Source organism: Streptomyces diacarni, from assembly GCF_003323715.1.
Lineage (GTDB): Bacteria > Actinomycetota > Actinomycetes > Streptomycetales > Streptomycetaceae > Streptomyces > Streptomyces diacarni.
Genome location: NZ_QOIN01000070.1, coordinates 20,861 through 44,678 on the forward strand (window position 1 = coordinate 20,861; position 23,818 = coordinate 44,678).

Consider the following 23,818-nt stretch of genomic DNA (forward strand, 5'->3'; position numbering starts at 1 on the left):
CCGGCCAGTCGGCCCCCGGCCTGCGCCGTGAGATCCGCGGCGGCCCTCGGCTTCGAGGCCCGTCTTGGCCGACGGCCGGTTGGTGCGGTCAGGCGTCGCTGGTGTCGGCCGGTGCCGCCTCGCCGAGCATGGCGAGGGTCAGCACGTTGCCGGAGATGCCCCAGCCGCCGTCGGCGACCTCTTCGACCAGCACCATGGTGTTGTCGCGGGCGCGCTCACCGTAGAGCTCGACGTACAGCTCGGTGGTACGGGTGACGATCTCCTCCTTCTGCCGCGGGGTGAGGGTCTTCTCGGGGACCTTGAAATTCGCGAAAGGCATGGCTGGTCGTTCCTTTTCTCGGTGGGGCGTTACAGGGAGCTGCCTGCGGTGAGCAGGCTGCCCAGTCCGACGCGGCGGAAGAAGTCGGCGCGGAAGCGGTCGGCGACCGCGGAGACGACTTCGCCGCCGCCCTGGCTGGGGTCTGTGTGGGTACGCGGGGGGCAGCGTGCCTCTCTCCCCCCGCGACCAGACGACGCGGAGTCGGTTCAGACGATTCCGCCGTTGGCGCGGACGACCTGTCCGTTGATCCAGTGGCCGGCCGGTGCGGCCAGGAACGCCACGACCTCGGCGATGTCGGCCGGGGTACCGAGGCGCTCCAGCGGAGGCTGGGCGGCCAGGCGGGCGATGGTCTCCTCGTCCTTGCCGTCCAGGAACAGGTCGGTGGCCGTGGGGCCGGGCGCGACGGCGTTGGCGGTGACGTCCCGGCCCCGCAGCTCCCGTGCCAGGATCAGCGTCAGCGCCTCGACCGCTCCCTTGCCGGCGGCGTACGCGCCGTAGCCCGGGAAGGCGAGCCCCACCACGGACGTGGAGAACGTCACGATCGCGCCGCCTGGACGCACCCGACGGGCGGCCTGCTGGACGACGACGAACGTGCCGCGGACGTTGGTGCGGTGCAGGTCGTCCAGGGCGGCCAGGTCCAGTTCGGCGATCGATGCCAGGTGCATCCGCCCGGCCGCGTGGACGACGACGTCGACCCCGCCGAACTCTGCTTCGGCCCTCTCGAACAGGGCCGCGACCGCGTGTTCGTCGGCGACGTCGGCGCGTACCGCGAGCGCCCGGCCGCCACCGGTGACGGCCTCCTCCACAGCTGCCTCCGCCTCGTCCCGGTTGCCGGCGTAGCCGACCACGACGGCGTACCCGTCAGCGGCCATCCTGCCGACGGTCCTGCGGCCGATGCCGCGCGAGCCGCCGGTGACGATCGCGACACGGGGTGAGGGGGAGGGCTGTGCCGAGGCGACGGCCCCGTCGAGGGCAGTGGGGACAGGCATAGCTGACTCCTGTGAGGGATGGGGGTGGGGCCGCGGCGTTGCCGTTGCCCTGCTGCGTCCTCCACGATCGGCCGCTCCCCCGTCCCCAGCCAGGGCGGCGTTTACCCAGGGGATGCCACCCCCTGGCTGGGCTGCGGCACACGAGCGACCATGGACGGGTGAACCTTCCAGAACTCGGCGCCTTCCTCAGGACACGCCGCGACCGCGTCCGTCCCGCCGAAGTCGGTCTCCCCCAAGGCCCGCGCCGGCGCGTCCCCGGGCTGCGCCGCGAGGAAGTCGCCCAGCTGGCGGGGCTGTCAGCCGACTACTACACCGAGCTGGAACGCGGCAGCACGAAGAACGGGGCGCAGCCGTCGGCCCAGACCCTGGCCGCGCTCGCCCGAGCTCTGCGCCTGAACGGCGACGAGCGCGACCACCTGTTCCACCTGGCCGAACGGCCGGTCCCCCCGTCCGTACACGGACCCTCGGCACATGTGCAGCCCGCGCTCCTCGGGCTCCTGGACCGGCTGTCCCGCACGCCCGCGCGCGTCATCACCGACCTGCACGAAACCCTGGTGGAGAACGACCTGGCCTTGGCCCTGCTCGGCAAGTCCCCGGCACACCGCGGCCGCTCGGCGAGCTTCGTGTACCGCTGGTTCACCGACCCGCGGGCCCGTGAGATCTACCCGCCCGAGGACCACCCGCGGCACTCCCGGGTGTTCGTGGCCGACCTCCAGGCAGCGGCCGCCCGGCGTGGCCGGGACGCGGAGGTCACGCGGATGGTCGCCGTGCTACGCCGCCGCAGCCAGGAGTTCGCAGCTCTCTGGAACACTCACGACGTCGCGGTGCGCCGCATGGACCACAAGAGGATCGTCCACCCCATGCTCGGCGTCATCGCACTCGACTGCTACAACCTCCTCAGCGAGGACGGACGCCAACGCCTGCTGTGGTTCACCGCTGCGCCCGGAAGCCCGGGCGCCGAGCAGCTGGAACTGCTGTCCGTCGTGGGAACCCAGGAGCTGAGCGTCACGGAGGACGTGGCACCGGAGAGGTTGTCCGCCGCGGAATCCGGGACGCGGCGCTGACCCGCGTGTCCCCCGGCGAGGACGTCATCGCTCCGCTGCCTCGGGGCTGGTGTCCGAGCCAGGGCACTGGAGCCGAGCCGGACGGACGTGTGCACCGACGCGTCCGTCGGCAGGGCCTCTCGTTAGGGTGATCCGCTGGGCCGGTGCGGCCGTACGGCGCGGAGGGGAAGCGAGGGTGACGCGTGGGAGCAGCTGACACGCCGACGATACGGGTGCCCGTGGGGCGGGACGCCGAGCGCTGGACCAGCCGGAGCACCGAGCGGCGGGTACTTCTCGTGGTGCACAACGTCACCTCGGCGGGCCGGCTGCTGGACGTGCTGCCGCTGTTCCACGACGACTTCCGGCTGCAGTTGCTGGTCACCTCGACGGAGTCCTCCGCCTACCAGGCAGGTACCCGTGAACTGTTCGCCGAGCTGGGCCTGCCCGTGCTGCCCTGGAGTCAGGCGTTGACAACCCCGGTGGATTTGGCCGTCTCCTCCAGTTTCGGTGGTCAGATCGAGTTGCTTCAGGGCAAGTTGGCCGTACTGTCACACGGTGTCGGATATACTAAAAAACTGGCGGTGCCGGGTGCCGGGTGCCGGGTGCCGGGTGCCGGGAGCCGGGAGCCGACGTTCGGGTTGTCCCGGGAGTGGTTGCTCGCGGAGGGCGAGCCGTTCGTGGACGCTCTGGTGCTGTCCCACCCGGAACAGGTCGAGCGGCTGCGCCGGACGTGTCCGGAAGCGGCCCCGGCCGCCGTCCTCGCCGGAGACCCCTGCTTCGACCGCATGCTGGCCGGCCGCCCCTACCGGGACCGGTTCCGCCGCGCGCTGGGGGTGCGCGACGGACAGCGCCTTCTCGTGCTCAACTCCACGTGGAACCCCGAGGGGTTCTTCGGCAACGGCGGTGGCCAGGACCTGCTGCCCGACCTGCTGCCCCGTCTCGCGGCGGAACTGCCTGCCGACGAGTACCGGGTCGCCGCGGTGCTGCACCCGAACATCTGGTACGGACACGGTCCGGGCCAGATCCGCGCCTGGCTGGACCGGGCGCGACGCGGCGGGCTCACTCTGATCGACCCCGTGCACGCGTGGCGGCAGGCGCTGCTGGCGGCGGACGTGGTGCTGGGGGACTTCGGCGCGGTCACCTACTACTCGGCCGCGCTCGGCGTGCCCGTGCTGCTGGCGTCCGCGAACGACGACAGGCTGGACCCCGAGGCCCCGCTCGCGGAGTTCATACGGGAGGCTCCCCGGCTGGATCCGCGCCGTGAGCTGCCCGACCAGTTGGAGAAACTGCTGGCGGACCACAGGCCGTTCAGCGGTCCGGCCGAACACACCAGTTCGGCGCCCGGCGCCTCGGCCGCCGCGCTGCGCCGCCGCTTCTACACCCTGATGGAGCTGCCGGAGCCCGGCGCGCCCGCCCTGCTGGAGCCGCTGCCACTGCCACCGTACGCGCCGCCCCACCGCACGGCGCCCCTGCACGTGCGCACGCGGGTCGAGGGGCGCGACGTGCACCTCGAACGTTCGACGGACCAGCCGTACCACGCCCACACTTTCGGCGAGACGCATCTGGCCGTCCACGAGGACACCCGGGACCCGGGTGACCTGGAGGTGGCCGACGTGATCGTGCGGGAAGGCGGAGCCGACGATCCCCGCCTGGGTGGTCCCGGCCGGTGGAGCGCGCAGGTGCTGCGCCGGCATCCGCACTGCGCGCTGGCCGGCTTCGTGACCGGGCCCGACTCGTGCACCGTGCGCACCAGGGAATGCGGTCTGCTCGACCTGTCCGCCGAGGACGGAGCGGACGCCGATCCGGCCGCGTACGCCTCGGCGCTGTACGCGTGGCTGGCGAGTGGCGGCTCACTGCCGCCCGACGGCACGACGCTGCGGGTGCGCACCGCCGCGCTGTCGCACCCGGTGCGGGTCAGACCGGCTACGGCGCGCCCTCGCAGCGCCGCCGCAGATCCGCCAGATACCGCAGGTGCGTCGTGGCCTTTTCCGGTGTGAGCAGCCGCTCGGCCTCGGCGATGGCCTCCAGCGCCCCGGCCTGGTCGCCCTCGTCGTGCAGCGTTTCCGCGAGGTCGGTGAGAGCGCGGGCGTGGTTGTAGGCCTCGCCTGCTTCCGCGAAGAAGTCCCGTGCGCTGACCAGCCGGGCGCGGGAGCGGGCGAACTCGCGCATGCCGCGCAGCGCCCTCCCCTGGTGGCGCGTGGCCAGGGCGAGCGCGCGGGGAACGTCTGCTGCGCCCTCCTGTCCCGGCGTGATGAGCCGGTAGAGGCGCTCGGCCTCGGTGAAGCACTCGAACGCCTCCTCCCACCGCCACGACGCCAGCCGCAGCAGGCCCCGCAGTTCCACCGCCGAGGCCTCGCCCCGCAGATGCCCCACGGCGCGCTCGCACGCGAGGGCCGCCTCGATCTCGCCGTCCGCCTCGTCGTGGTACCGCAGTTCGCCGAGGCAGTGGGCGAGTTGGAAGTGCAGCGCGCCGGTGATGCGGGAGCGCGGACTGTGCTGCTCCGCGCAGCCCGCGGCGAACCGGAGGGCGGGCAGCACGTCGTCGAAGTGCCCGGCCTTCAGCTGGAGCGGCCACAGCGCGCGGGCCAGTCGCAGCGCGGTATCGGTCTGTTGGTACTCCTGCGCCACGAAGACCGCCCTGAGCACGTTCGCGCGGTCGGCCAGCAGTGCCGTCATGCCGTCGGCCTCGTCGGCGTACGCGGTCCCCTCCGCGGGTGCCGGCTCGACACGCCAGCTCTGCGGCAGTGCCGCGTGGGCGCCGTGCAGCGCCCTGTTCAGCAGGCCCTGGACCACGCGGGAGACCGCGGCCACGCACACCGGAACGGTCTCCTGCGAGCCCGCCGCGTCGGCCAGCGCGCGCCGCACCTCGGGCCTGAACCGGTAGCGGCCCTCCGCGGTGGGCTCCGCCAGCTGTGCCTCGGCGGCCTCGTCGAGCATGCGGGCCGCCTCGTCGGGCGCGACCTGCGCGGCCCAGCCGGCCAGTTGGGCGTCGATCTCCGGCCAGTCGCCCAGGCAGACCAGTCGGCACAGCCGGGCCGTCTCCGGGCGCAGGCGGCGCGACGCGGCGTGCACCAGCCCGCGTACAGGGTGTACGGAACGTTCCATGGTCTCCTCCGCGTCGTCGGGGAGGGGGGCTTCTTCGGTGAGCAGACGCGTCGCCGCGACCTTGAGTGCGTAGGCGTTGCCCGCGCAGTGGTCCAGCAACGCCGGCATGTGCCGCTTGGCCCGCGTCACCGGCTCCTGGCCCGCCACCCGCCGCAGCAGCTTCACCGCGTCCCGGTCCGTCAGCGGGGGTACGGCGACGCGTTCCGCCTCCAGCGCGAAGGCCGGGCCCGAGGAGACGACCAGCAGGAAGACCTCAGGCGTCGCGGGGATCAGTGCGCGGACCTGGGCCGCCGTGCAGGCGTGGTCGATCACCACCAGCGCCCGGCGTCCCGCCGTCAGGCTTCTGTAGAGCTCCTCTCGGGCCTCGCCTGTGGGCGGCATCCGGTCGGGCTCCACGCCCATGCGCTCCAGCAGGCGCCCCAGCACGGCGGCCGGTGCCACGCGGTGCTCCCCGGCGCCGTCGCGGAGGTCCACGTAGAACTGCCCGTCGGGGAACCGGTCGGCCTGGCCGGCTCCCCAGTGCAGGGCCACCGCGCTGGTGCCGATCCCCGGGGGCCCGTGCAGCAGCGCCACGCGCGGACGGCCTCCGGCGGCCCGCCTCGCCTCCCGCTGCAGCTGCCTGACCACGCTCTCGCGGTCGGTGAAGTGGCGCGTGGCGGGCGGCAGTCCCGCGCCAGGGCGCAGCTCGGCCGCGTCCCGCGGCAGGCTCCGCAGCAGCAGTGCCCACTCGTCCGCCTGCCGACGGTCCGCGCTCACCCGGATGTGCACGCGGCAGGCGAGGTCCTCGCGCTCCTCCTCGGTGTCCGGCAGCGGCGCTCCCCACCCCAGGGTGCGGCGCACCTGTGCGCCGGTCGACAGGAGCAGCCGTTTGCCCAACTCCCCGGCGGCGCCGTTTCCCACCGCGCCGAAGAACGCCGCGAGCGCCCCCACCGTGACGACCTCGAACACGCCAGCCCTCCCCTGAGTCCGGTACCGGACCGACTGTATCGGCCCGGTCGCGCACCGAGACAGTCCGAACTCCCCTGCGGGGAAGGGTCGGTCAGCTCTCCAGGGCCGCGGCCATGACGCGCAGGTGGTCGGCGACGGGCCCGAAGGTGAGCAGGCCGCTGCCCGCGCCGGCCTGTTCCCCGGCGGCCGGCGCCAGCTGGGCCAGGGCCCGCCGCGTGACGGCGCTTTCGCCCACCGCCGCCGCGGCGTCGCCGACGAGGCACCACATCGCCTCGAACAGGAGGTCACGCGGCGGTGGGGGCATCGCGCGCAGCGCCGCGCCGGCCTCCTCCCTGCGCCCCTGGGCCACGAGCAGTGCGGGGCGCACCCAGGGTTCGTACGGGCCCCAGTCGGCCGCCTCGTCCACGGTGAGCGGCTCGCCGTGCGCGATCTGCACGCTCAGCAGGGCGAGGGGCGGCAGGCCGTCGCGCAACCCCGGCATGCCCGCGCCGTCGAGACACGCGGCGGCCTGCTCGTAGGCGTGCCGGGCCGACTCGGGCGCCCCGGTCATGGCAGTCCGCAGCGCCCTGTACCAGGTGGTGAGGACGGCGACGAGCGGGAGTTCGTGCCGTGCGGCCAGCGCGTCGGCCGCGGCGGCGTGCCGGTCGGCTCCCGCCAGGTCGCGGCGGGCGCACCTGGACTGGAGGCGGATGAGGTGGCCGAGCACCTCGTACCGCGCCAGCCCGTGGCGCGCGGCGAGGTCCACCACCTCGGCGCCGATCGCGTCCCGCCGTGCCGCCAGTCCGGCGCGGTGGAAGGTCTGCATGAACGTGCCGTTGAGGGCGAAGGCGAGCAGCGCCGCGTCGTCGAGGCTCCGGGCAATCTCCTCGGCCTGCCGGGCCGCCTGGAGCGGGCGCGCCGTCGTCCCCCGGGTGGCTTCCCCGCCGGGCAACGCTCCCCGCGACTCCACGGCGACGGTGGCCAGCAGCCGGCAGCGCGCCGCGGCGTGCTCGTCGGCCGCTGGTGACGAGTGCCCCGAGGGGTCGCGGGCGGCGGGCGGAAGCAGGCGCAGGGTCCGCTCCGCCGCGCCCACCAGCCACCGCGACTGTTCGGGGTCGTCCGCGCGGGTCCAGATCGCGGGCACGTCGAAGACGCCGATGACGCGTGCCGTCAGTTCGGGATCGCCCATCTCTTCGGCGGCGGCCACCGCGGCGACACGGTGGTGCCGGGCCGACTCCAGTCCCCCGCCCCCGGTGACGGCCAGGTCCCGCATGAGGCCGACGGTGGACTCCAGGTGGACCCGGGAGCGCGCCGAGACGTTGCTCTCGTAGGCGGTGGTGGCCTGCGCCCACACCTGGGCCGCCGTGCCGGCGGCGCTCTGGTCCAGGTGTTCCGCCTGGCGCAGGATGTCCTCCTCCAGGCGGCGCAGCCGGGGGCCGGGGTCCACGCCGAGCTGTTCGGTGAGTGTGCCGCGGGCCCTGCGCAGCACGGACAGCGCGTCGGCCTGCCTGCCGGTGCGGTACAGGGCCCGCGCGAGCAGCTGCCAGGCGTCCTCGCGCCACGGGTGCTCCGCCACGTGGGCGTCCAGGTCCGGCACGGCCCGCGCGGCCTCCCCCAGCGCGATGCGGGCCTCGGCGCGGCGTTCGAGGGCGTGGAGGCGCAGCTCGGTGAGCCGGGCCCGCTCCCCGCGCGCCCACGGCGCGTCGCCGAAGTCGGCGTAGGCGGGGCCCCGCCACCAGCCGAGTGCTTCGGTGAGGCGGTCCGCCACCTGCGCGGGCTGCGCGTCGGTGAGGGAGGCAACGGACTGTTCGAACCGCCAGGCGTCGACGTCGTCGGGCGCGGCGCGCAGCGCGTAGCCGGAGCCCTCCGTGACCAGCAGCCGGGAGGGGCTGCGGGGCGGCCGCTCGGGTTCCAGGGCCCGCCGCAGCGCGGAGACGAAGGTGCGCACCGCGCCCACGGCGTCGTCGGGCGGGCTGTCCCACAGGTCCTCCACCAGCCGCGTCACCGTCACGACCTGCCGGCGGGCGACGATCAGGCGGGCCAGGACGGCCCGGTGCCGCGGCCCTTTGAGGGCCAGGGCCTCACCGTCCGGGCTCCAGGCCGCGACCGCGCCCAGAACTCCGTATCGCACCCGCACTCCGGCGTCCCGTTCTCCCGTACCACTCGCCGCCCCCAACGTATACGTGCTCATCGGTTGCTCATCCACGGCCCGCAGGGTGGAGACGCGAAGCGCGGGACGGCGAGGCCGAAGCCCCCGCCTTCGGTGCTGCCGCAGGCGACCCCGCTGAGCGGCGACACGACGAGAGGGCCGGTACGGCCGAAACAAGTGACGGCAGTGACGGCAGTGACGGCAGTAATGGCAGTGACAACAGTGAGGACAGTCATGACAGCACGCACACCTTCCGGGACCGACCCCCGGATCCCCGGCTTCGCGTACCGCCGCATCCGGGTGGCGGACGGCGTCACGCTCCGGGCGGCGGTCGGAGGGGCGGGCTCGCCGGTCGTTCTCCTGCACGGGTTTCCGCAGACCCACCTGATGTGGCGGCACGTCGCCGCGGACCTGGCCGCCGACCACACCGTCATCTGCCCCGACCTGCGCGGCTACGGCGACAGCGACAAACCGCCGGAGGAGGACGGCGAGACCTACTCCAAGCGCACCATGGCGGCCGACGTCGTCGCGCTCGCGCACGCCCTGGGGCACGACCGCTTCGCCCTGGCAGGCCACGACCGCGGGGCACTCGTGGCCTTCCGGGCCGGGCTCGACCATCCGGCCGCCGTCACCCACCTGGCCTGCCTCGACGTCCTGCCCACCCTGGACATGTGGGAGGCCCTGCACGGCACCACGGCGGCCGTCGGCTTCCACCTCTACCTCATGGCCCAGCCCCCCGGCCTGCCCGAGCGCATGATCGAGGCAGCCGCCGACACCTTCTTCTCGCACTTCCTCGACATCTGGGCCAACGACCCCGACGCCCTACCCGCCGACATCCGCGCCGCCTACCTGGCCGCCTGCGCGAAGGCGGTGCCCTCCATCGTGGCGGACTACCGCGCCTCGGCGGGCATCGATGTCGAGCACGACCGGGCCGACCGCGCCGCGGGGCGGCAGTTGACCATGCCGGTGTCCGTGCTGCAGCAGGACTGGGGCGCGGCGCTCGGTTACGAAGCCGCCGCCCTGTGGCGAGCCTGGGCACCCGACCTGCGGCACTCCACCGTCTCCTGCGGCCACTTCATGGCCGAGGAAGCGCCGCGGGACATCAGCGAGGCCCTGCGGGAGCTGCTGGCCCGTTAGGAGCGGCTCCGTCCTTACGGCTCGCGTCGGAAGACGTGGGCGTCGACCTCCTTGAGGTAGGCCTCCCGCGTCGTCTCGTCGAGGAAGGAGGCCCGGAAGGAGTTGCGGGCCAGGGTGCGCAGCGTCTCCTCGTCCAGCCCGAGCGCCTCGCGCACGGCGGTGAAGTTGTCCTCGGCGTAGCCGCCGAAGTAGGAGGGGTCGTCGGAGTTGACGGTGACCATCAGGCCCGCGTCGAGCATCGCGGGCAGCGGGTGGTCGGCGAGGCGGTCGACGACGCGCAGCCGCAGGTTCGACAGGGGGCACACCGTCAGCGGCACCCGGTCGGCGGCCAGCCGCGCCACCAGTTCCGGATCCTCCATGCTGCGCACCCCGTGGTCCACGCGGTCCACACCCAGCACGTCCAGGGCCTCCCACACGCCCGCGGGCGGGCCCTCCTCCCCGGCGTGTGCCACACGCTTGAGGCCCGCCTCCCGCGCCAGCTCGAACACCTCGCGGAACTTCGCGGGCGGGTTGCCGACCTCCGCCGAGTCCAGGCCGACCGCGGTGATGCGCTGAAGATGCGGGCGCGCTTCCTCGAAGGTGCGCAGCGCGGAGTCGGCGCTCTCGTCGCGCAGGAAGCACATGATCAGCCGCGTGGTGATGCCGTACTTGTCCTGCGCCGCGTCCAGCGCCCGCGCGAGCCCGCGGATCACGGTGCCCACAGCCACGCCGCGCGCGGTGTGCGCCTGCGGGTCGAAGAAGATCTCCGCGTGGCGTACGCCCTGCTCACGGGCGCGGGCGAGGTAGGCGTCGGCCAGGTCGGCGAAGTCGTCCTCCGTGCGCAGCACCGTCATCAGCGCGTAGTAGAGGTTCAGGAAGGACTGGAGGTCCTGAAAGGAGTAGGCGGCCCGCAGGTCGTCCTGCGAGGCGAAGGGGAGAGTCAGCCCGTTGCGCTCGGCGAGGGTGAAAGCGAGCTCGGGTTCGAGGGTGCCCTCGATGTGGAGGTGCAGTTCTGCTTTGGGGATCGGTGCTGCCATGGCGTGGAAGCCTATCGGTTCGGCTCCGGTGAGGTCGTGCGCGGTTCCCCGGGTGCCGCGCGCCGTGGACGGGCCCACGGGGCGCGGTGGGCCCGTCCACGGCGCCCGCGCGAGGTCCCGGCCCGCCTGGCACCACCGCTCCGGGTCGGCACTCGGCAGCGTGCCCATGACGTACACGGCTCCCCCGGGGCGCGCGCACTTCGCGGCCGCGGCTCGCCGGCGTGGCTGCTAGTCTCGCCCGGAGGTACACATGCGAATGCTGATCAACGTGCCCGAGACCGTGGTCCCCGACGCGCTGCGGGGGATGGCGGCGGCGCATCCGGAGCTGACGGTCGATGTGGACAGGCGGATCGTGGTCCGCCGGGACGCGCCCGTGGCCGGAAAGGTGGCGCTCGTCTCGGGAGGCGGCTCGGGTCACGAGCCGCTGCACGGAGGTTTCGTCGGGCCGGGGATGCTGGACGCCGCGTGCCCGGGCGAGGTCTTCACCTCTCCCGTCCCCGACCAGATGGTCGCCGCCGCGGCGGCCGTGGACAGCGGCGAGGGCGTGCTGTTCGTCGTCAAGAACTACACCGGCGACGTCCTGAACTTCGACATGGCGGCCGAGCTCGCCGAGGACGAGGGCGTGCGGCTCGCCAAGGTGCTGGTCCAAGACGATGTCGCCGTCACCGACAGCACCCACACGGCCGGGCGCCGGGGCACCGGCGCGACCCTGTTCGTGGAGAAGATCGCCGGGGCGCTCGCCGCCGAGGGCGCGCCGCTGGAGCGGGTCGCGGACACCGCGCGTCGCGTGGCGGAGTCGTCGCGCAGTTTCGGGGTGGCGTTGAGCGCCTGCAGCACCCCGTCGAAGGGCGGGCCCATGTTCGAGCTGCCGCCGGGCGAGCTGGAGCTGGGCGTCGGCATCCACGGGGAGCCGGGCCGGGAGCGGCGCGCGATGATGACCTCGGGTGAGATCGCTCAGGCGGCCGTTGACGCCGTGCTGGAGGAGCTGCCCTCCGATCAGCCGGTGCTGGCGCTGGTCAACGGCATGGGGGCGACGCCGCTGCTGGAGCTGTACGGCTTCTGCGGCGAGGTGCACCGGGTCCTGGCCGAGCGGCGGGTTCCGGTCGCCCGTACCCTCGTCGGCAACTATGTGACCTCGCTCGACATGGCAGGCGCCTCCGTGACGCTGTGCCCGGCCGACGAGGAGCTGCTGCGGCTGTGGGACGCGCCTGTGCGCACCCCGGGGCTGCGGTGGGGCGTCTGAGCAGGAGCGCGCAGCGGCGGTGAGGGGGGACACCGTCGCGGGGCGGTCCTGGCCCGCCGGGATCCGTACCGCATCCGGTACCGGTCCGGTACCGCGGGATTCCGGCGCGGCCGAGGTGCCGCGTGCGGGGCAGGGCGCGCCGCCGTCGCCGCCGGGCGCGGTACGCCCCGCACGTGGCAGCACGAGAGAAACCGGGACAGCGGCGAAGGGACAGTGGTGAGCGGCAAGGTGACGAACGGCGCCGGCGAGGGCACCGGCGGGAGCGCGGAGGGCTGGGACGCCGCCTTCTTCGCGCGCTGGATGCGGGCCGCGGCGGACGCGGTCGACCGCGAGGCCGACCGGCTGACGGAGCTGGACTCGGCCATCGGCGACGCCGACCACGGCGGCAACATGCGCCGCGGGTTCGAAGCGGTCCGCAGTGAGCTGGACGAGGGCGTGCCCGCGACGCCGGGCTCGGTGCTGATGACGGCCGGCCGCAAGCTCGTCTCGACGGTCGGCGGCGCGTCGGGCCCGCTGTACGGGACACTGCTGCGCCGTACGGGCAAGACGCTCGGGGACGCGGAGGTGGTGACGGGCGAGGAGCTGGCCGGGGCGCTGAGCGCGGGCATCGACGCGGTGGCCCAGCTGGGCGGCGCCGCCGCGGGCGACAAGACGATGCTGGACGCGCTCAGGCCGGCCGCCGACGCGCTGGCGGACAGTGGCGGCAAGGATCTGCGAGCGGCCCGGACGGCGGCCGAGAAGGGCGCGGAGGAAACCACTGGGCTCCAGGCGCGCAAGGGGCGCGCCAGCTACCTGGGCGAGCGGAGCATCGGCCACCAGGACCCGGGAGCCGCCTCCGCGGCGCTGCTGATGGCGGCGCTCGCCGAAGCGGGCGGCGAAGCGGAAGGGAGCGCATGAGCATGGCGGACGCGAACGACGGAGCCCGGGTGGGGATCGTGCTGGTCTCCCACAGCAAGCAGGTCGCCGACGCGGTGGCCTCGATGGCCGCCGCTCTCGCCGGGGTGCCCGACGCGCCCGTCACCGGCGCGGGCGGCCTGCCGGACGGCGGTCTGGGCACGAGCGAAGAGGTGATCACCGAGGCGGCCCGGCGCGTGGACGCGGGGGCGGGCGTCGCGCTCCTCGCCGACCTGGGCAGCGCCGTGCTGACGGTCAAGACGCTGCTGGCCGAGGGCGACGAACTGCCCGACCCGGCCCGGCTACTGGACGCCCCGCTGGTAGAGGGGGCGATCGGCGCCGTGGTGACGGCCGCGGGCGGCGGCGACCTCGCCGCGGTGGCAGCGGCGGCCGAGGAGGCGTACACCTACCGCAAGGTGTGAGGCTTACCCCCGAGCGGGCTTACCCCCAAGCGGTGAGGCGGGCGCGGGTGTCCGCTCGGGCGCCCGCGCCGCGCCGTCCCGCGCCGATGTCCGGCCCGGGCCACCTCTCACCCTCTCGTGCGCGTCACCGTGCCGGGACCGTGAACACGGGGGCTGTCCGGGCGCAGGCAGCGCCCTCCACGGGGGCCGGGGCCGGCCGCTCCCGCGCGGCCGCCGGCCCGGATCCCCGCCCTGTCACCGACGCCTTCGCCCCTCCCGCCGTCAGCGCCCTCGCCCTGCGCACTGCCGGCGTCACCGGCATCGCCGCCGGAGGGCGCGCCGTACCCGTTGCGGACCGTGCCGCCGGGCTCGCCGAGGGGCGTGCCGCCGGATGTCCCGCGGGCCGCGCCGACGGACCCGCCGTCGCGGGGCGTGCCGCCGCGTCCGTCGCCGCCGCTTTCGGGGACAACGCGTAGCGGCCGTAGCCGGTCCGGCGAACCAGCCCGTGCTCCTCGGCCTGGGCGAGGAGCTTGTTCGTCTGGGAGGGGCTCAGACCCGCGCGGCGGGCGATGACGCCCAGCCGGTGGGCGCCCGGCTCCTCTTCCTCCAGTTCCGCGAGAGCTGCCAGTAACGCGAAGGCCCGTGCGGCGCTCACGACGTACGCCCCGGTCTCCGTCTGCTGCGTGGTCTGCACTCCACCCGTATCTCCATAGGTACACACCTTTGCAGTCGCGTCCTGTCGAGCGGCTTGCCGAATATGTGCGTGCCCCGCTCGCCCGTTCCGCATTCACTGTTCCGGACCGGCCCCCGTACGTCACGGCGGAATACGTCGTTCACTTTTCCACCGGTGGAAAAGTGGCGTTTTTCGACGTGCCGCCCCTTGCGCGGAACGCAATCGCTGTCGGAGGGTGACGACGGTCGACTTCCGGCCGCCACCGCACCAGCAGGGAAGGCGGGATGCGCGGAATGCTTTTCTTTCAACGAGTGAGCACCGCCACCGCCATGGATGTGCAGGCGTCACCCGGGAGGAACGGCGCCCCCGTTTCCGGATGAATTCCGCCCGCCCCGAAATACCGGGGCCCTCATGAACGCGCCGTCGACTCCTGTGTCCACGGCGTTGCTGACACCCCTTCACGGAAAGGAGAGTGCCATGCGCTACGTCCACTGATGACATCACGTCACCGCGGCCACGCGTGAGAACGCGTGGCCGCGAACGGCGCCCCCGCAAGGCGCACTCCGAGAACCGCACCGGCGAGAGAGGCAGACCATGACGGGAGCCGCGGCGCACCGACAGCGGGACACCCGCTACGACCCACTGGCGCCCGAGGTCATCGCCGCACCGCACCCCTTCTACCGGCGGCTGCGCGAGCATCAGCGCGTCTACTGGCACGGGCAGCTCGACTCCTGGGTCCTCACCGGGCACGCCGAGTGCCGTGCGGTTCTCGGCGATTCGGCCTCCTTCGGCTCGGACTTCCGCAGGGTCGGAGAGGAGATCCCCGAGGCCCTGCTGAGCGTGCAGTCCCTCGACCCGCCCGCCCACGGAGCGATCCGGCACCTGCTCGTCTCCGCGCTGCACACCCGCTCGCACACGGCGGTGACCGACACCGCAGCGCGGCTCGCCGCGCAACGGCTGGCCGCCGTACGCGGCACGGACCGCCCGGTCGATCTCGTCAGCGAGGTCGCCCGCCCCCTCGCCCTGCACACGATGTGCGACTTCCTGGGCGTCGCCTCCCCCGACGGGCCCTGGTTCGAGGAGATGTCGAACGCCATCGTCCGCAGCATGGACGCCGGTCTCGACCCCTCGCGCGCCGAGCCCGGCATCAAGGCCAGACAAGAGCTGAGCCGCATGGTCGGCACATGGCTGGAGACGGCCGAGGAGAGCGGCTTCGTCGGAGCCGTGCGGGCGGCCCGTGCGCGCACGCCCGAGGTCTCGCAGGCCGTGCTGGCCAACTCGCTGCGCGCCGTGCTGCACGCGGGGTACGAGTCGGTCAGCCGTCTGCTGGGCAACGCGCTCGCCCGCCTGGTGACGGGCGAGCAGGCGCTGCCGGAACGCGCGGCCGCCGAGGGGCGGCTCGACACGCTGGTGGACGAACTGCTGCGGCTGGAGGGCCCGGTGCAGGCGGACGCCCGGGTGTGCGTGCGGGACGGCGAGGTGGCCGGGCAGCGGATTGGGCGCGGTGAGGTGCTGGTGCTGCTGCTGGGCGCCGCCAACCGCGACCCGGACGTCTTCCCCGACCCGGACACCGTCGACCTCGGCCGCCGCAGGGGGCAGCACCTGGCCTTCGGCCGGGGCGCGCACGCCTGCCTGGGCGCGGGCCTGGCCACGCTGCAACTGCGCGCCGTGCTCGTGGCGCTGCGTGCGGCGCGCCTCGGATTCGTCCCGTCCGGCACGGCCGAGTACGAGCCGACCGCGACCCTGCGGGGACTGCGGACGCTCCCCGTCCGTGTACGCGACACCGGCCCGTGACCGTGCCCGCGACCGACCCTCGCGGCCTCCCCGGCCCGGCCCCGGACCCGGAGCGCTGACCCGGCACATGCCCGGGCCCTGCCCTTCCCCGGTCAGGAGCCCAAACCGGCCGTCGCCCGTGCGCGGCCGGTCCCCCGCCCGCCGTCGCGGGTCATCGCTCGAAGGGACTTCCTGTGCGTACCTCTTCCCGCCCGCCGCGCCGGGTGCTGAGACTGACGGCGGCAGCCGCGCTGACGCTGACCTGCCTGGCCGGCCAGCAGACGGCGGCCGGCGCCGCGACCGCGCCCGCCGGGGAAGGACCGGCACGCGCCGCCGCGTCGCGCGCGCTGACGGCCGACCGGCTGGCCTCACAGGTGCGCGGCCGTGTCGTGTTCCGCCACCTGCGGGCCTTCCAGCGGATCGCGGACGCCAGCGGCGGCGACCGCGGCTACAACCGGCCCGGGTTCACGCGTTCGGTGCGGTACGTCGCCGGGCGGTTGGAGGACGCGGGGTACGCGGTGCGGCGGCAAAAGGTCCCCTACACCGACTTCGACGTCACGAGCGAGCGGCTGTCCGTGCGGGCGGGCCACGGCGGGCCCCGCGACGTGCCCGTGCTGATGACCCGGTTCACTCCCTCGACCGCCGCGCACGGCGTCAACGCGCGGGCCGTCGCCCTGCCCGAGGGCAGAACCGGCTGCGAGCCCGGCGACTACGAGGGGGTGGCCGTCCGCGGCTCCGTCGTCGTCCTGGCCAGGAACGCCTGCGGGTACGCGCACCAGCAGCAGGTCGCCGCTCGGGCCGGTGCACGCGCTGTGGTGATGTACTACCCGACGCCGTCACCGCGGAACAACTACCGCCTCATGGCCATCGATCCGGAGGATTTCCGCATCCCCATGGGCATGGTCTCGCAGACCGACGGGGAGCGGCTGGCCCGGCAGGCGGCGGCGCGGCCCGGGGCACGGGTGCGCCTGACCCTGCGGGCGCGGAACGTGGAGCGTGAGACGGTCAACCTCATCGCCGAGACCCGCGGCGGCGACCCCGACGACGTGGTCGTGCTGGGCGGGCACCTGGACAGCGTCCCCGAGGCCCCCGGCATCAACGACAACGGCTCGACGGCCGCGACCGTCCTGCAGACGGCGCTGGCGATGGCACCGCACCAGGACGCGGTGCGCAACAAGGTCAGGTTCATGTGGTGGGGCGCGGAGGAGATCATCGACGTCGGCTCCGGGTACTACGTGGACCACCTCTCCCCCGCCGAGCGCGGCAGGATCGCGGCCGTCCTCAACGGCGAGCTGCTGGCGCCCTCCAACTCCGGGCGGTTCGTGTGGGACACGGGGTCGGGCGGCAGCCACGAACTCGCCGAACTGTTCGCCGGGTACTTCACCCGGCACGGACTGCCCTTCGAGCGCCAGGACCCGGGCGCCATCGGCTCCGACCACCTGGTCTTCCAGGAAGCGGGGCTTCCGGTCGGCGGCATCGACGGGGGCAACCTGGGGGTGAAGACGGCGGCACAGCAGAGACTCTTCGGCGGCACCGCCGGGCAGATGTTCGACCCCTGCTATCACCAGCCGTGCGACCGGCTGTCCGCGATCGACCGCCAGGACCTCGACCGCAACGCCCCCGCGCTGGCCTGGGTCACCGCCCGGCTGGCCACGGACGACGACGCGGTCCGAGCCGTACGCAGGGCAGGGCCCTGACCCACCCGGCGCGAGGCGCTCAGCGGCGGTCCGCCTCGAAGGTCCGCAGCAGGTCCGCCGCGACGCTCACCGCGATCGTGGCGGGCTCCTTGCCGGTGATCTCGCTCAGGCCGATCGGGGTCTTGATCCGGTCGATCGCGGCGTCGTCGTGACCGCCCTCGGTGGCCAGGCGCTGCCGGAACCGCGACCACTTGGCGGCCGAGCCGATCAGGCCGATCGAACCGAGTCCCGTGGTGCGCAGGGCCGCGTCGGCCAGCGCCGCGTCCTCGGCGTGGTCATGGGTCATGATCAGCACGTGGGTGCCGGGCGCCAGCTCCGCCAGCGCCTCCTCGGGGAGCAGCGGGTTGTGGTGCACGTGGATCTGCGCCACCGCGTCCGCGAGCACGTCGAGCCGTTCGTCGGTGAGCATGTCGGTGCGGGTGTCGACCAGGTGCAGGTCGAGGCTGTGGCGGGCCAGGACGCGCGCCAGTTCGAGACCGACGTGCCCGACACCGAAGATCGCCACTGCGGGCACCACGGGCAGCGGTTCGAGCAGTACGGTGACGGCTCCGCCGCAGCACTGCACGCCGTGCCGGTTGGTGACCTTGTCGTTGAGGGCGAAGTCCATCAGTTCGGGCTCCGGATCGTCGGTGCCGATCCGCTCGCGGGCCCGGTCGATGGCCACGGCCTCGATGTTGCCGCCGCCGATCGAGCCCCAGGCACCGGCCCGCCCCACGACGAGTTTGGCACCGGCCCTGCGGGGCGCGTGACCGCGCACGGTCGCGACGGTCACCAGCACGCCGGGTTCCCGGCGTGCCCGCAACCGCGCGACCGCGGCCAACCAGGTCGTGTCAGGCATTGCTCAGGGCGCTCACGCCGGCGCGGACCGCGCCGCCGTCACGAGCGTCGTGCCGCACGTGACCGCCGCGCTGTGCGGCACCGCCGCGGGCCGCTTCGACCGCCCAGAACACCGCCTCCGGCGTCGCGGGCGAGGCGAGTTCCACGCTGACCCCGGCGGGACCGAACGCCGCCGCGGCCTCCCGCAACGCCTCCCGTACCGAGAACGCCAGCATCAGCGGGGGCTCGCCCACCGCCTTGGAGCCGTAGACCGCGCCCTCCTCGGCGGCGTTCTCCAGCAGCGTGACGTTGAACTCCTCGGGCATCTCCGAGAAGCTCGGCAGCTTGTAGGTGCTGGCCGCCTGGGTGAGCAGCCGGCCGCGGTGGGGTCCCTCGCCGGTGTCCCAGCGCAGGTCCTCCAGGGTCAGCCAGCCCGCGCCCTGCACGAAGCCGCCCTCGACCTGACCGATGTCGATCATCGGGGAGAGGCTGTCGCCGACGTCGTGCACGATGTCCACCCGCCGGATGCGGTACGCGCCGGTGAAGCCGTCGACCTCCACCTCGGTCGCCGCGGCGCCGTGGGCGAAGTACTTGAACGGCGAACCCCGGAAAGTCTTCGCGTCCCAGTGCAGCCCCTCGGTGCGGTAGAAGCCGGACGCCGACAACTGCACCCGCTGGAAGTACGCGGTGTGCACCAGCTCGTCCCAGGCCAGCTCCTTGTCGCTGCCCAGAGCGCGCGCGACGCCCTCGACGATGCGCACGTCGGAGGCGTTCGCACCCAGCTGCGAGGCGGCCACCTGGAGCAGCCGCTGACGCAGTTGCTCGCAGGCGTCCTTCACCGCGCCACCGTTCAGGTCGGCTCCGGAACTGGCGGCGGTCGCCGAGGTGTTGGGCACCTTGTCGGTACGCGTCGGGGCCAGCCGCACCTTGTGCAGCGGGATGCCCAGCGTGGTCGCGGCCACCTGCAGCATCTTGGTGTGCAGGCCCTGGCCCATCTCGGTGCCGCCGTGGTTGATCAGGACGGAGCCGTCCTTGTAGATCAGCACCAGCGCGCCGCCCTGGTTGAAGGCGGTGAGGTTGAAGGAGATGCCGAACTTCACGCCTGTGAGCGCGAGGGCCCGCTTGGTGTGCGGGTGCGCGGCGTTGAAGGCCGCGATCTCGCGCTTGCGGTCGGCGAGACCGCCGTCCTCGTGGACCTGCTGCCAGACGGTGGAGATCCGCTCGGGCTGCGTCACCGGCTGCCCGTACGGAGTCGTCTGGCCCTGTCCTGGCTGGTAGAAGTTGCGCTCGCGCAGCTGAATGGGGTCCAGCCCGAGCCGCGGCGCGCAGCGGCCCAGGATGTCCTCGATCACCAGCATGCCCTGCGGTCCGCCGAAGCCGCGGAAGGCGGTGTTGGAGACCGCGTGGGTCTTGGCGATGCGGCCGGCGACGCGCGCGTTGGGGATCCAGTACGTGTTGTCGATGTGGCACAGCGCGCGGGCCAGCACCGGCTCGGACAGGTCGAGGCTCCAGCCGCCGTCCGCGGTCAGGCGGGCCTCCAGCGCCTGGATGCGGCCGTCCGCGTCGAAGCCGATCTTCCACTCGGCGTGGAACCCGTGCCGCTTGCCGGACATCGTCAGGTCCTGCGTCCGGTTGAGGCGGAACCTGACCGGACGCCCGGTCAGCTTCGCGCCGAGCGCCGCGACCGCCGCGAACCCGTGCGGCTGCATCTCCTTGCCGCCGAAGCCGCCGCCCATCCGCAGGCACTGCACGGTCACCTCGTGGCTGTGGAGGCCCAGCACGTGCGCGACGATCTCCTGGGTCTCCGACGGGTGCTGGGTGCTGCTCTGGATGAACACCTGCCCGTTCTCGTCGACCTGCGCCAGCGCCGCGTGTGTCTCCAGGTAGAAGTGCTCCTGACCGGAGAACTGGAACTCGCCGCTGAACACGTGCGCGGAGTCGGCGAAGCCCGCCTCCACGTCGCCGGTGACCACCACCGGCTGCGCGCCGTGGAAGCTGTCGGCCGCGATCGCCTCCTGGAGGGTGAGCAGGGAGGGCTGTTCGTCGAGTTCCACCTCGACGGCCGCCGCGCCGAGCCGGGCCGCCTCCAGGGTCTCGCCGAGCACCCAGGCGACCGCGTGGCCGTGGAACATGACCTCGTCGGGGAAGAGCGGCTCGTCGCGCTTCATCCCCGCGTCGTTGACGCCGGGCACGTCGGCGCCGGTCAGCACCCGGACCACACCGGGCACGGCCAGCGCGGCCTCGGTGCGCAGCGCGGTGATCAGGCCGTGCGCCTTCATGACCTGGACGGGGTAGGCGTGCAGCACGTCCTTGGTGCGGTGGACCAGGTCATCGGTGTACAGCGCGGTACCGGTGACGTGCTGACTGGCGCTCTCGTGCGGCATCGGTACGCCGACGACAGGTGCTTCGGGACGCTCGGACAGATGGCTCATGCCGACACCGCCTCAGTGGTTTCCGCGTGCAGCTTCAGCAGGCTCTGGCCGAGCATCGCGGAGCGGTACTCGGCGCTGGCCCGGTGGTCGTTCATCGGAGTGCCCTGGGCCCGCAGCACCTCGGCGGCGGCCTCGGCGGTCTCCCGCACCCACGGCTTGCCCTCCAGGGCCGCCTCGGTGGCCAGGGCGCGGACCGGCGTGGCGGCGACGCCGCCCAGCCCGATGCGCGCCTTGCGGACGAGGCCGTCCTCGATGTCCAGCGCGAAGGCGACCGCCACGCTGGAGATGTCGTCGAAACGCCGCTTGGCGATCTTGTGGAAGGCCGCGAGGGGCGACAGCGGCAGCGGGACGCGCACCGCGCGGATCAGTTCGCCGGGACGGCGCACGCTCTGCCGGTAGCCGGTGAAGTAGTCCGCGAGCGGGACCTCGCGCTCACCGTCGGCGTCGGCGAGCACCACCGACGCCTCCAGCGCGAGCAGCACGGGCGGGCTGTCCCCGATGGGCGAGCCGGTGCCCAGGTTGCCGCCGAGGGTCGCGCCGTTGCGGATCAGCCGGGAGGCGAACTGCGGGAACAGTTGCGCCAGCAGCGGGACGCGGCCGTCGAGCCGGCGTTCGATCTCGGTGAGCGTCAGTGCCGCGCCGATCTCGATGTGGTCGGACTCGACGCTCAGGCCCCGCAGTTCGGGCAGCCGGTCGATGGCGACCACGCACTCCGCCCGGCGGGAGCGGATGTTCACCTCCACACCCCAGTCGGTGCTTCCGGCGACCAGCACCGCCTCGGGCCGCTCGCGCAGCACCCGCAGCGCCTCGCTCAGCGTGCCAGGACGCAGGAACACGCTCTCGCCCTGGGCGTACTCGGTGGCGACAGGTGCGGGCGGAGACTGCTCGCGGCGCTGTGCCAGCGGGTCGTCCTCGGTGGGCGCGCCGAGGGCGAACGCGGCATCGCGGATCGGGCGGTAACCGGTGCAGCGGCACAGGTTTCCGCTCAGCGCGTGCAGGTCGAACCCGTTGGGACCGTGCTCGGCGTCGGGCGTGCCGGCCGCTTCTCCCTCGGCCGGGTCCGTGCCCGCGTGCGCGCAGCGGTCGGGCCGGTAGTACTCGGCGGCCATACTGCACACGAAGCCCGGTGTGCAGTAACCGCACTGGGAGCCGCCGCGGAGCGCCATCTCCTCCTGCACCTGGTGCAGCGTGGGCGGCGTGCCGGGTTCGCCCGCGGTGGCGAGTCCCTCGGAGGTGACGATCTCCTGCCCGTCGAGGGCCGCGGCCGGAACCAGGCAGGCGTTGACCGCCACCCAGTCGGTCGGCTTGTTCACCCCCGGACGGGCCACCAGGATCGAACACGCGCCGCATTCGCCCTCGGCGCAGCCTTCCTTGCTTCCGGTGAGCCCGCGCTCACGCAGGAAATCCAGAACCGATGTATGGGGTGCGGCCGGGGAAATCGGGGTGACCTTCCCATTGACCGTGGCCCGCGCCGCTACCATGACACATCCTCATTTCGGTGCGCGGTCGTACTGATGATCCTAGTCGCCATTTCAGTGGCTTTCTCTTTCGGTGGCGCGGCTGGGGAACCGGGTGCGCGGATCGGCACGGAACGGCGTGCCGCAGGCGATGACGAAGAGCGGAAGACGCCGGGGCCGCTGTACGGGCGCGCCGGGAGGAAGGGGGCTGCTCAGCAGCCGTGTGCTACGCGACCCGGAACCCAGGCGGTCCGCTGAGCGAGGCGCTGCAGGTCGGAGAGAGTGGACATCCGACTTCGCCTCCTTCTGGCCGCCTAGGGGTCGGTGTGCTCGAAGCTAAGTTGCCGCAGACCCGCCAGTCAACCCGACCTGGGAAAACGAGTGTCGGACTCAGAGGAAGCTCTGACGAGCTGATCGAAAGCCTCCTCGTGGATTGGCCTATCGTCCAAAGAGACCCGGCGCCGGGCCTCCCGGAGTTCCCGTACGCGGTGCCCGGTGTTTCCCGTACGCCGGTGCCCGGAGTTTCCCCTACGCCGGTGCGCGGTGCGTCGCGCCTCAGAGCAACTCCCCTTGCCGCGGCGCGGTTTCGTGCCGGCACGTGCGATGTTCCGCGCGGGCGGCCGGCCCCCCGATACGGGTGACCGGCCCCGGCAGGTGAGGCGCGGCGGAGCGGGCAGTCAGTAGTCGACGCGGTCGGACTTGGCCAGCCACGCGTCGAACGGCGCCGTGCGGTGGGGCAGGTCCAGCTGCTCGACGTGCACCGGCCACATCGACGTCGGCTGCTTCTCGAACAGGTCGTAGAACTTGCGGTCGTCGAAACCGGCGACCGCGGCGTCGTGCCGGTCGGCGGAGAAGACGATCCGGTCGACCCGCGCCCACAGCGCGGAGGAGAGGCACATCGGACACGGCTCGCACGAGGTGACCAGGACGCAGCCCTCGAGTGAGAAGGTGTCGAGCTGCTTGCAGGCGGCACGCATCGCACTCACCTCGGCGTGCGCCGTCGGGTCCAGAGCCGCGGTGACCTGGTTGTTCCCGAGCGCGATGATGTCGTCGCCCTTGGCGACCAGGGCACCGAACGGACCGCCGCCGTTCGCCACGCTGTCGGTGGCCAGCCTGATCGCCTCGCCCATCCAGGCACGCTCGCGATCTTGGGTGTTCGCTTCTTGGGTCTGCGCAGTCACGGTCGCTTCTTTCGGTTCGGAGACGGCGGGGACTCCCCGGCTGCCTCGGCCGTGCGGGACACCGCACGGCCAGGGCAGCCGGCGGGTTCCACACGTGCGGTCGCGAGCTCGGCTCGTCCGACGGCACCCGCGGGGAGTCAGCGCGCCTCGACGCCTTCGTTCAGCTTGTGTGAGGAGTACACCGCCCCTCGTGTGACGTCAGCCAGAGGTGGAAGACATGAAGACTTTCGCAGGCAGGGACCCGCTCTTCGTAGGACTCTACGAAGAGCGGGTCGGCTCGCGTTGTCGCACTTGGCCAACGCCGCTGCCGGAAGGCCGGCACCAAGCGCGCCCTCACACGCCCGGGTAGGGCCGGAGTACGGGCATGCCTGGCCGGCAGGGGCCACTGGTCCACCGCCGCGTCGCTCCCCTCGGCCCCGCCACGCCGAGGCGGGCGCCTCGCCGCACGCCCTGACGGGCCCGTCGGGCCACCGGTGGCTCTACGTATGTATGCCGGCGGTCGGGACGGACCTGTCCCCGTGCCTTGACGGCCTCACCCCCGCACGTCCATGGGTGTGTTCCGACGT

Annotated in this window: 18 protein-coding genes; 8 read left to right on the plus strand and 10 right to left on the minus strand. The window is 73.4% G+C overall.

Annotated elements, in window-relative coordinates; all coding sequences use genetic code 11:
* Window positions 1-88: 88 nt before the first annotated feature.
* Entirely contained in the window at window positions 89-319 is a 231-nt protein-coding gene (locus DTL70_RS31185) for a tautomerase family protein (RefSeq protein WP_114025379.1), read from the minus strand.
* A gap of 206 nt (window positions 320-525) precedes the next feature.
* Window positions 526-1,308 carry an SDR family oxidoreductase gene (locus DTL70_RS31195; RefSeq protein WP_114025380.1) on the minus strand — a complete coding sequence of 261 codons (783 nt, stop codon included), beginning with the start codon at window positions 1,306-1,308 and terminating at the stop codon, window positions 526-528.
* Window positions 1,309-1,466: 158 nt separating this feature from the next.
* Here DTL70_RS31195 and DTL70_RS31200 point away from each other — a divergent pair, with 158 nt between their 5' ends.
* Together DTL70_RS31200 and DTL70_RS31205 are read left to right on the plus strand one after the other, a co-directional pair.
* A complete protein-coding gene (locus DTL70_RS31200; RefSeq protein WP_114025381.1) occupies window positions 1,467-2,372 on the plus strand; it encodes a helix-turn-helix transcriptional regulator in 906 nt (301 codons plus the stop codon).
* 182 nt (window positions 2,373-2,554) lie between these two features.
* Window positions 2,555-4,348, plus strand: a complete 1,794-nt coding sequence (locus DTL70_RS31205) for a hypothetical protein (protein ID WP_114025382.1) — start codon at window positions 2,555-2,557, stop codon at window positions 4,346-4,348.
* On the opposite strand, the gene DTL70_RS31210 is transcribed toward DTL70_RS31205, so the two are convergent.
* Window positions 4,275-6,404, minus strand: a complete 2,130-nt coding sequence (locus DTL70_RS31210) for an ATP-binding protein (protein ID WP_114025383.1) — start codon at window positions 6,402-6,404, stop codon at window positions 4,275-4,277. The two genes, DTL70_RS31205 and DTL70_RS31210, sit on opposite strands and share 74 nt — an antisense overlap.
* Window positions 6,405-6,495: 91 nt before the next feature.
* Window positions 6,496-8,574 carry an AfsR/SARP family transcriptional regulator gene (locus DTL70_RS31215; protein ID WP_245980169.1) on the minus strand — a complete coding sequence of 693 codons (2,079 nt, stop codon included), beginning with the start codon at window positions 8,572-8,574 and terminating at the stop codon, window positions 6,496-6,498.
* A 192-nt stretch (window positions 8,575-8,766) separates the two neighbouring features.
* On the opposite strand from DTL70_RS31215, the gene DTL70_RS31220 reads away from it, so the two are divergent.
* Entirely contained in the window at window positions 8,767-9,669 is a 903-nt protein-coding gene (locus tag DTL70_RS31220) for an alpha/beta fold hydrolase (RefSeq protein ID WP_114025385.1), read from the plus strand.
* A gap of 14 nt (window positions 9,670-9,683) precedes the next feature.
* On the opposite strand, the gene DTL70_RS31225 is transcribed toward DTL70_RS31220, so the two are convergent.
* Complete coding sequence (locus DTL70_RS31225) at window positions 9,684-10,685, minus strand: adenosine deaminase (RefSeq protein ID WP_114025488.1); 1,002 nt, start codon at window positions 10,683-10,685, stop codon at window positions 9,684-9,686.
* 250 nt (window positions 10,686-10,935) lie between these two features.
* Between DTL70_RS31225 and dhaK the strand changes: the two genes are divergently transcribed.
* From dhaK to DTL70_RS31240, 3 genes are all read left to right on the plus strand, one after another.
* Window positions 10,936-11,928 carry a dihydroxyacetone kinase subunit DhaK gene (dhaK, locus tag DTL70_RS31230; RefSeq protein ID WP_114025386.1) on the plus strand — a complete coding sequence of 331 codons (993 nt, stop codon included), beginning with the start codon at window positions 10,936-10,938 and terminating at the stop codon, window positions 11,926-11,928.
* A gap of 300 nt (window positions 11,929-12,228) precedes the next feature.
* Entirely contained in the window at window positions 12,229-12,825 is a 597-nt protein-coding gene (gene dhaL / locus DTL70_RS31235) for a dihydroxyacetone kinase subunit DhaL (RefSeq protein ID WP_114025489.1), read from the plus strand.
* A 2-nt stretch (window positions 12,826-12,827) separates the two neighbouring features.
* On the plus strand, window positions 12,828-13,244 hold the full coding sequence (locus DTL70_RS31240) for a PTS-dependent dihydroxyacetone kinase phosphotransferase subunit DhaM (RefSeq protein WP_114025387.1): 417 nt from the start codon (window positions 12,828-12,830) through the stop codon (window positions 13,242-13,244).
* 124 nt (window positions 13,245-13,368) lie between these two features.
* On the opposite strand, the gene DTL70_RS31245 is transcribed toward DTL70_RS31240, so the two are convergent.
* Entirely contained in the window at window positions 13,369-13,917 is a 549-nt protein-coding gene (locus DTL70_RS31245; protein ID WP_181861151.1) for a helix-turn-helix domain-containing protein, read from the minus strand.
* Between the two features lie 573 nt (window positions 13,918-14,490).
* Between DTL70_RS31245 and DTL70_RS31250 the strand changes: the two genes are divergently transcribed.
* Both DTL70_RS31250 and DTL70_RS31255 read left to right on the plus strand, forming a co-directional pair.
* A complete protein-coding gene (locus DTL70_RS31250; RefSeq protein ID WP_114025389.1) occupies window positions 14,491-15,690 on the plus strand; it encodes a cytochrome P450 in 1,200 nt (399 codons plus the stop codon).
* A 173-nt stretch (window positions 15,691-15,863) separates the two neighbouring features.
* Window positions 15,864-17,366 carry a M28 family peptidase gene (locus tag DTL70_RS31255; RefSeq protein ID WP_114025390.1) on the plus strand — a complete coding sequence of 501 codons (1,503 nt, stop codon included), beginning with the start codon at window positions 15,864-15,866 and terminating at the stop codon, window positions 17,364-17,366.
* A gap of 19 nt (window positions 17,367-17,385) precedes the next feature.
* Here the strand turns inward: DTL70_RS31255 and xdhC are convergent, their stop codons facing one another.
* From xdhC to DTL70_RS31275, 4 genes are all read right to left on the minus strand, one after another.
* Window positions 17,386-18,204: a xanthine dehydrogenase accessory protein XdhC gene (gene xdhC, locus DTL70_RS31260; RefSeq protein ID WP_114025391.1), complete on the minus strand. Its 819-nt coding sequence runs from the start codon at window positions 18,202-18,204 to the stop codon at window positions 17,386-17,388.
* Entirely contained in the window at window positions 18,197-20,614 is a 2,418-nt protein-coding gene (xdhB, locus tag DTL70_RS31265; RefSeq protein WP_114025392.1) for a xanthine dehydrogenase molybdopterin binding subunit, read from the minus strand. The genes xdhC and xdhB overlap by 8 nt, the downstream gene beginning before the upstream one ends.
* Window positions 20,611-22,095 (minus strand): xanthine dehydrogenase small subunit, encoded by a 1,485-nt coding sequence (locus tag DTL70_RS31270; protein ID WP_114025393.1) that lies wholly within the window; start codon window positions 22,093-22,095, stop codon window positions 20,611-20,613. Before DTL70_RS31270 ends, xdhB begins: the two co-directional genes overlap by 4 nt.
* 653 nt (window positions 22,096-22,748) lie before the next feature.
* Entirely contained in the window at window positions 22,749-23,201 is a 453-nt protein-coding gene (locus DTL70_RS31275; protein ID WP_114025394.1) for a nucleoside deaminase, read from the minus strand.
* Window positions 23,202-23,818: the final 617 nt, after the last annotated feature.

What these genes read in the sequence shown, in the direction of transcription:
- DTL70_RS31185 (WP_114025379.1), bottom strand. Translation starts at nt 319, where the DNA reads ATGCCTTTCGCGAATTTCAAGGTCCCCGAGAAGACCCTCACCCCGCGG.
- DTL70_RS31195 (WP_114025380.1), bottom strand. Translation starts at nt 1,308, where the DNA reads ATGCCTGTCCCCACTGCCCTCGACGGGGCCGTCGCCTCGGCACAGCCC.
- DTL70_RS31215 (WP_245980169.1), bottom strand. Translation starts at nt 8,574, where the DNA reads ATGAGCACGTATACGTTGGGGGCGGCGAGTGGTACGGGAGAACGGGAC.
- DTL70_RS31220 (WP_114025385.1), top strand. Translation starts at nt 8,767, where the DNA reads ATGACAGCACGCACACCTTCCGGGACCGACCCCCGGATCCCCGGCTTC.
- DTL70_RS31225 (WP_114025488.1), bottom strand. Translation starts at nt 10,685, where the DNA reads ATGGCAGCACCGATCCCCAAAGCAGAACTGCACCTCCACATCGAGGGC.
- dhaK (WP_114025386.1), top strand. Translation starts at nt 10,936, where the DNA reads ATGCGAATGCTGATCAACGTGCCCGAGACCGTGGTCCCCGACGCGCTG.
- dhaL (WP_114025489.1), top strand. Translation starts at nt 12,229, where the DNA reads ATGCGGGCCGCGGCGGACGCGGTCGACCGCGAGGCCGACCGGCTGACG.
- DTL70_RS31240 (WP_114025387.1), top strand. Translation starts at nt 12,828, where the DNA reads ATGGCGGACGCGAACGACGGAGCCCGGGTGGGGATCGTGCTGGTCTCC.
- DTL70_RS31250 (WP_114025389.1), top strand. Translation starts at nt 14,491, where the DNA reads ATGACGGGAGCCGCGGCGCACCGACAGCGGGACACCCGCTACGACCCA.
- xdhC (WP_114025391.1), bottom strand. Translation starts at nt 18,204, where the DNA reads ATGCCTGACACGACCTGGTTGGCCGCGGTCGCGCGGTTGCGGGCACGC.
- xdhB (WP_114025392.1), bottom strand. Translation starts at nt 20,614, where the DNA reads ATGAGCCATCTGTCCGAGCGTCCCGAAGCACCTGTCGTCGGCGTACCG.
- DTL70_RS31270 (WP_114025393.1), bottom strand. Translation starts at nt 22,095, where the DNA reads ATGGTAGCGGCGCGGGCCACGGTCAATGGGAAGGTCACCCCGATTTCC.
- DTL70_RS31275 (WP_114025394.1), bottom strand. Translation starts at nt 23,201, where the DNA reads ATGGGCGAGGCGATCAGGCTGGCCACCGACAGCGTGGCGAACGGCGGC.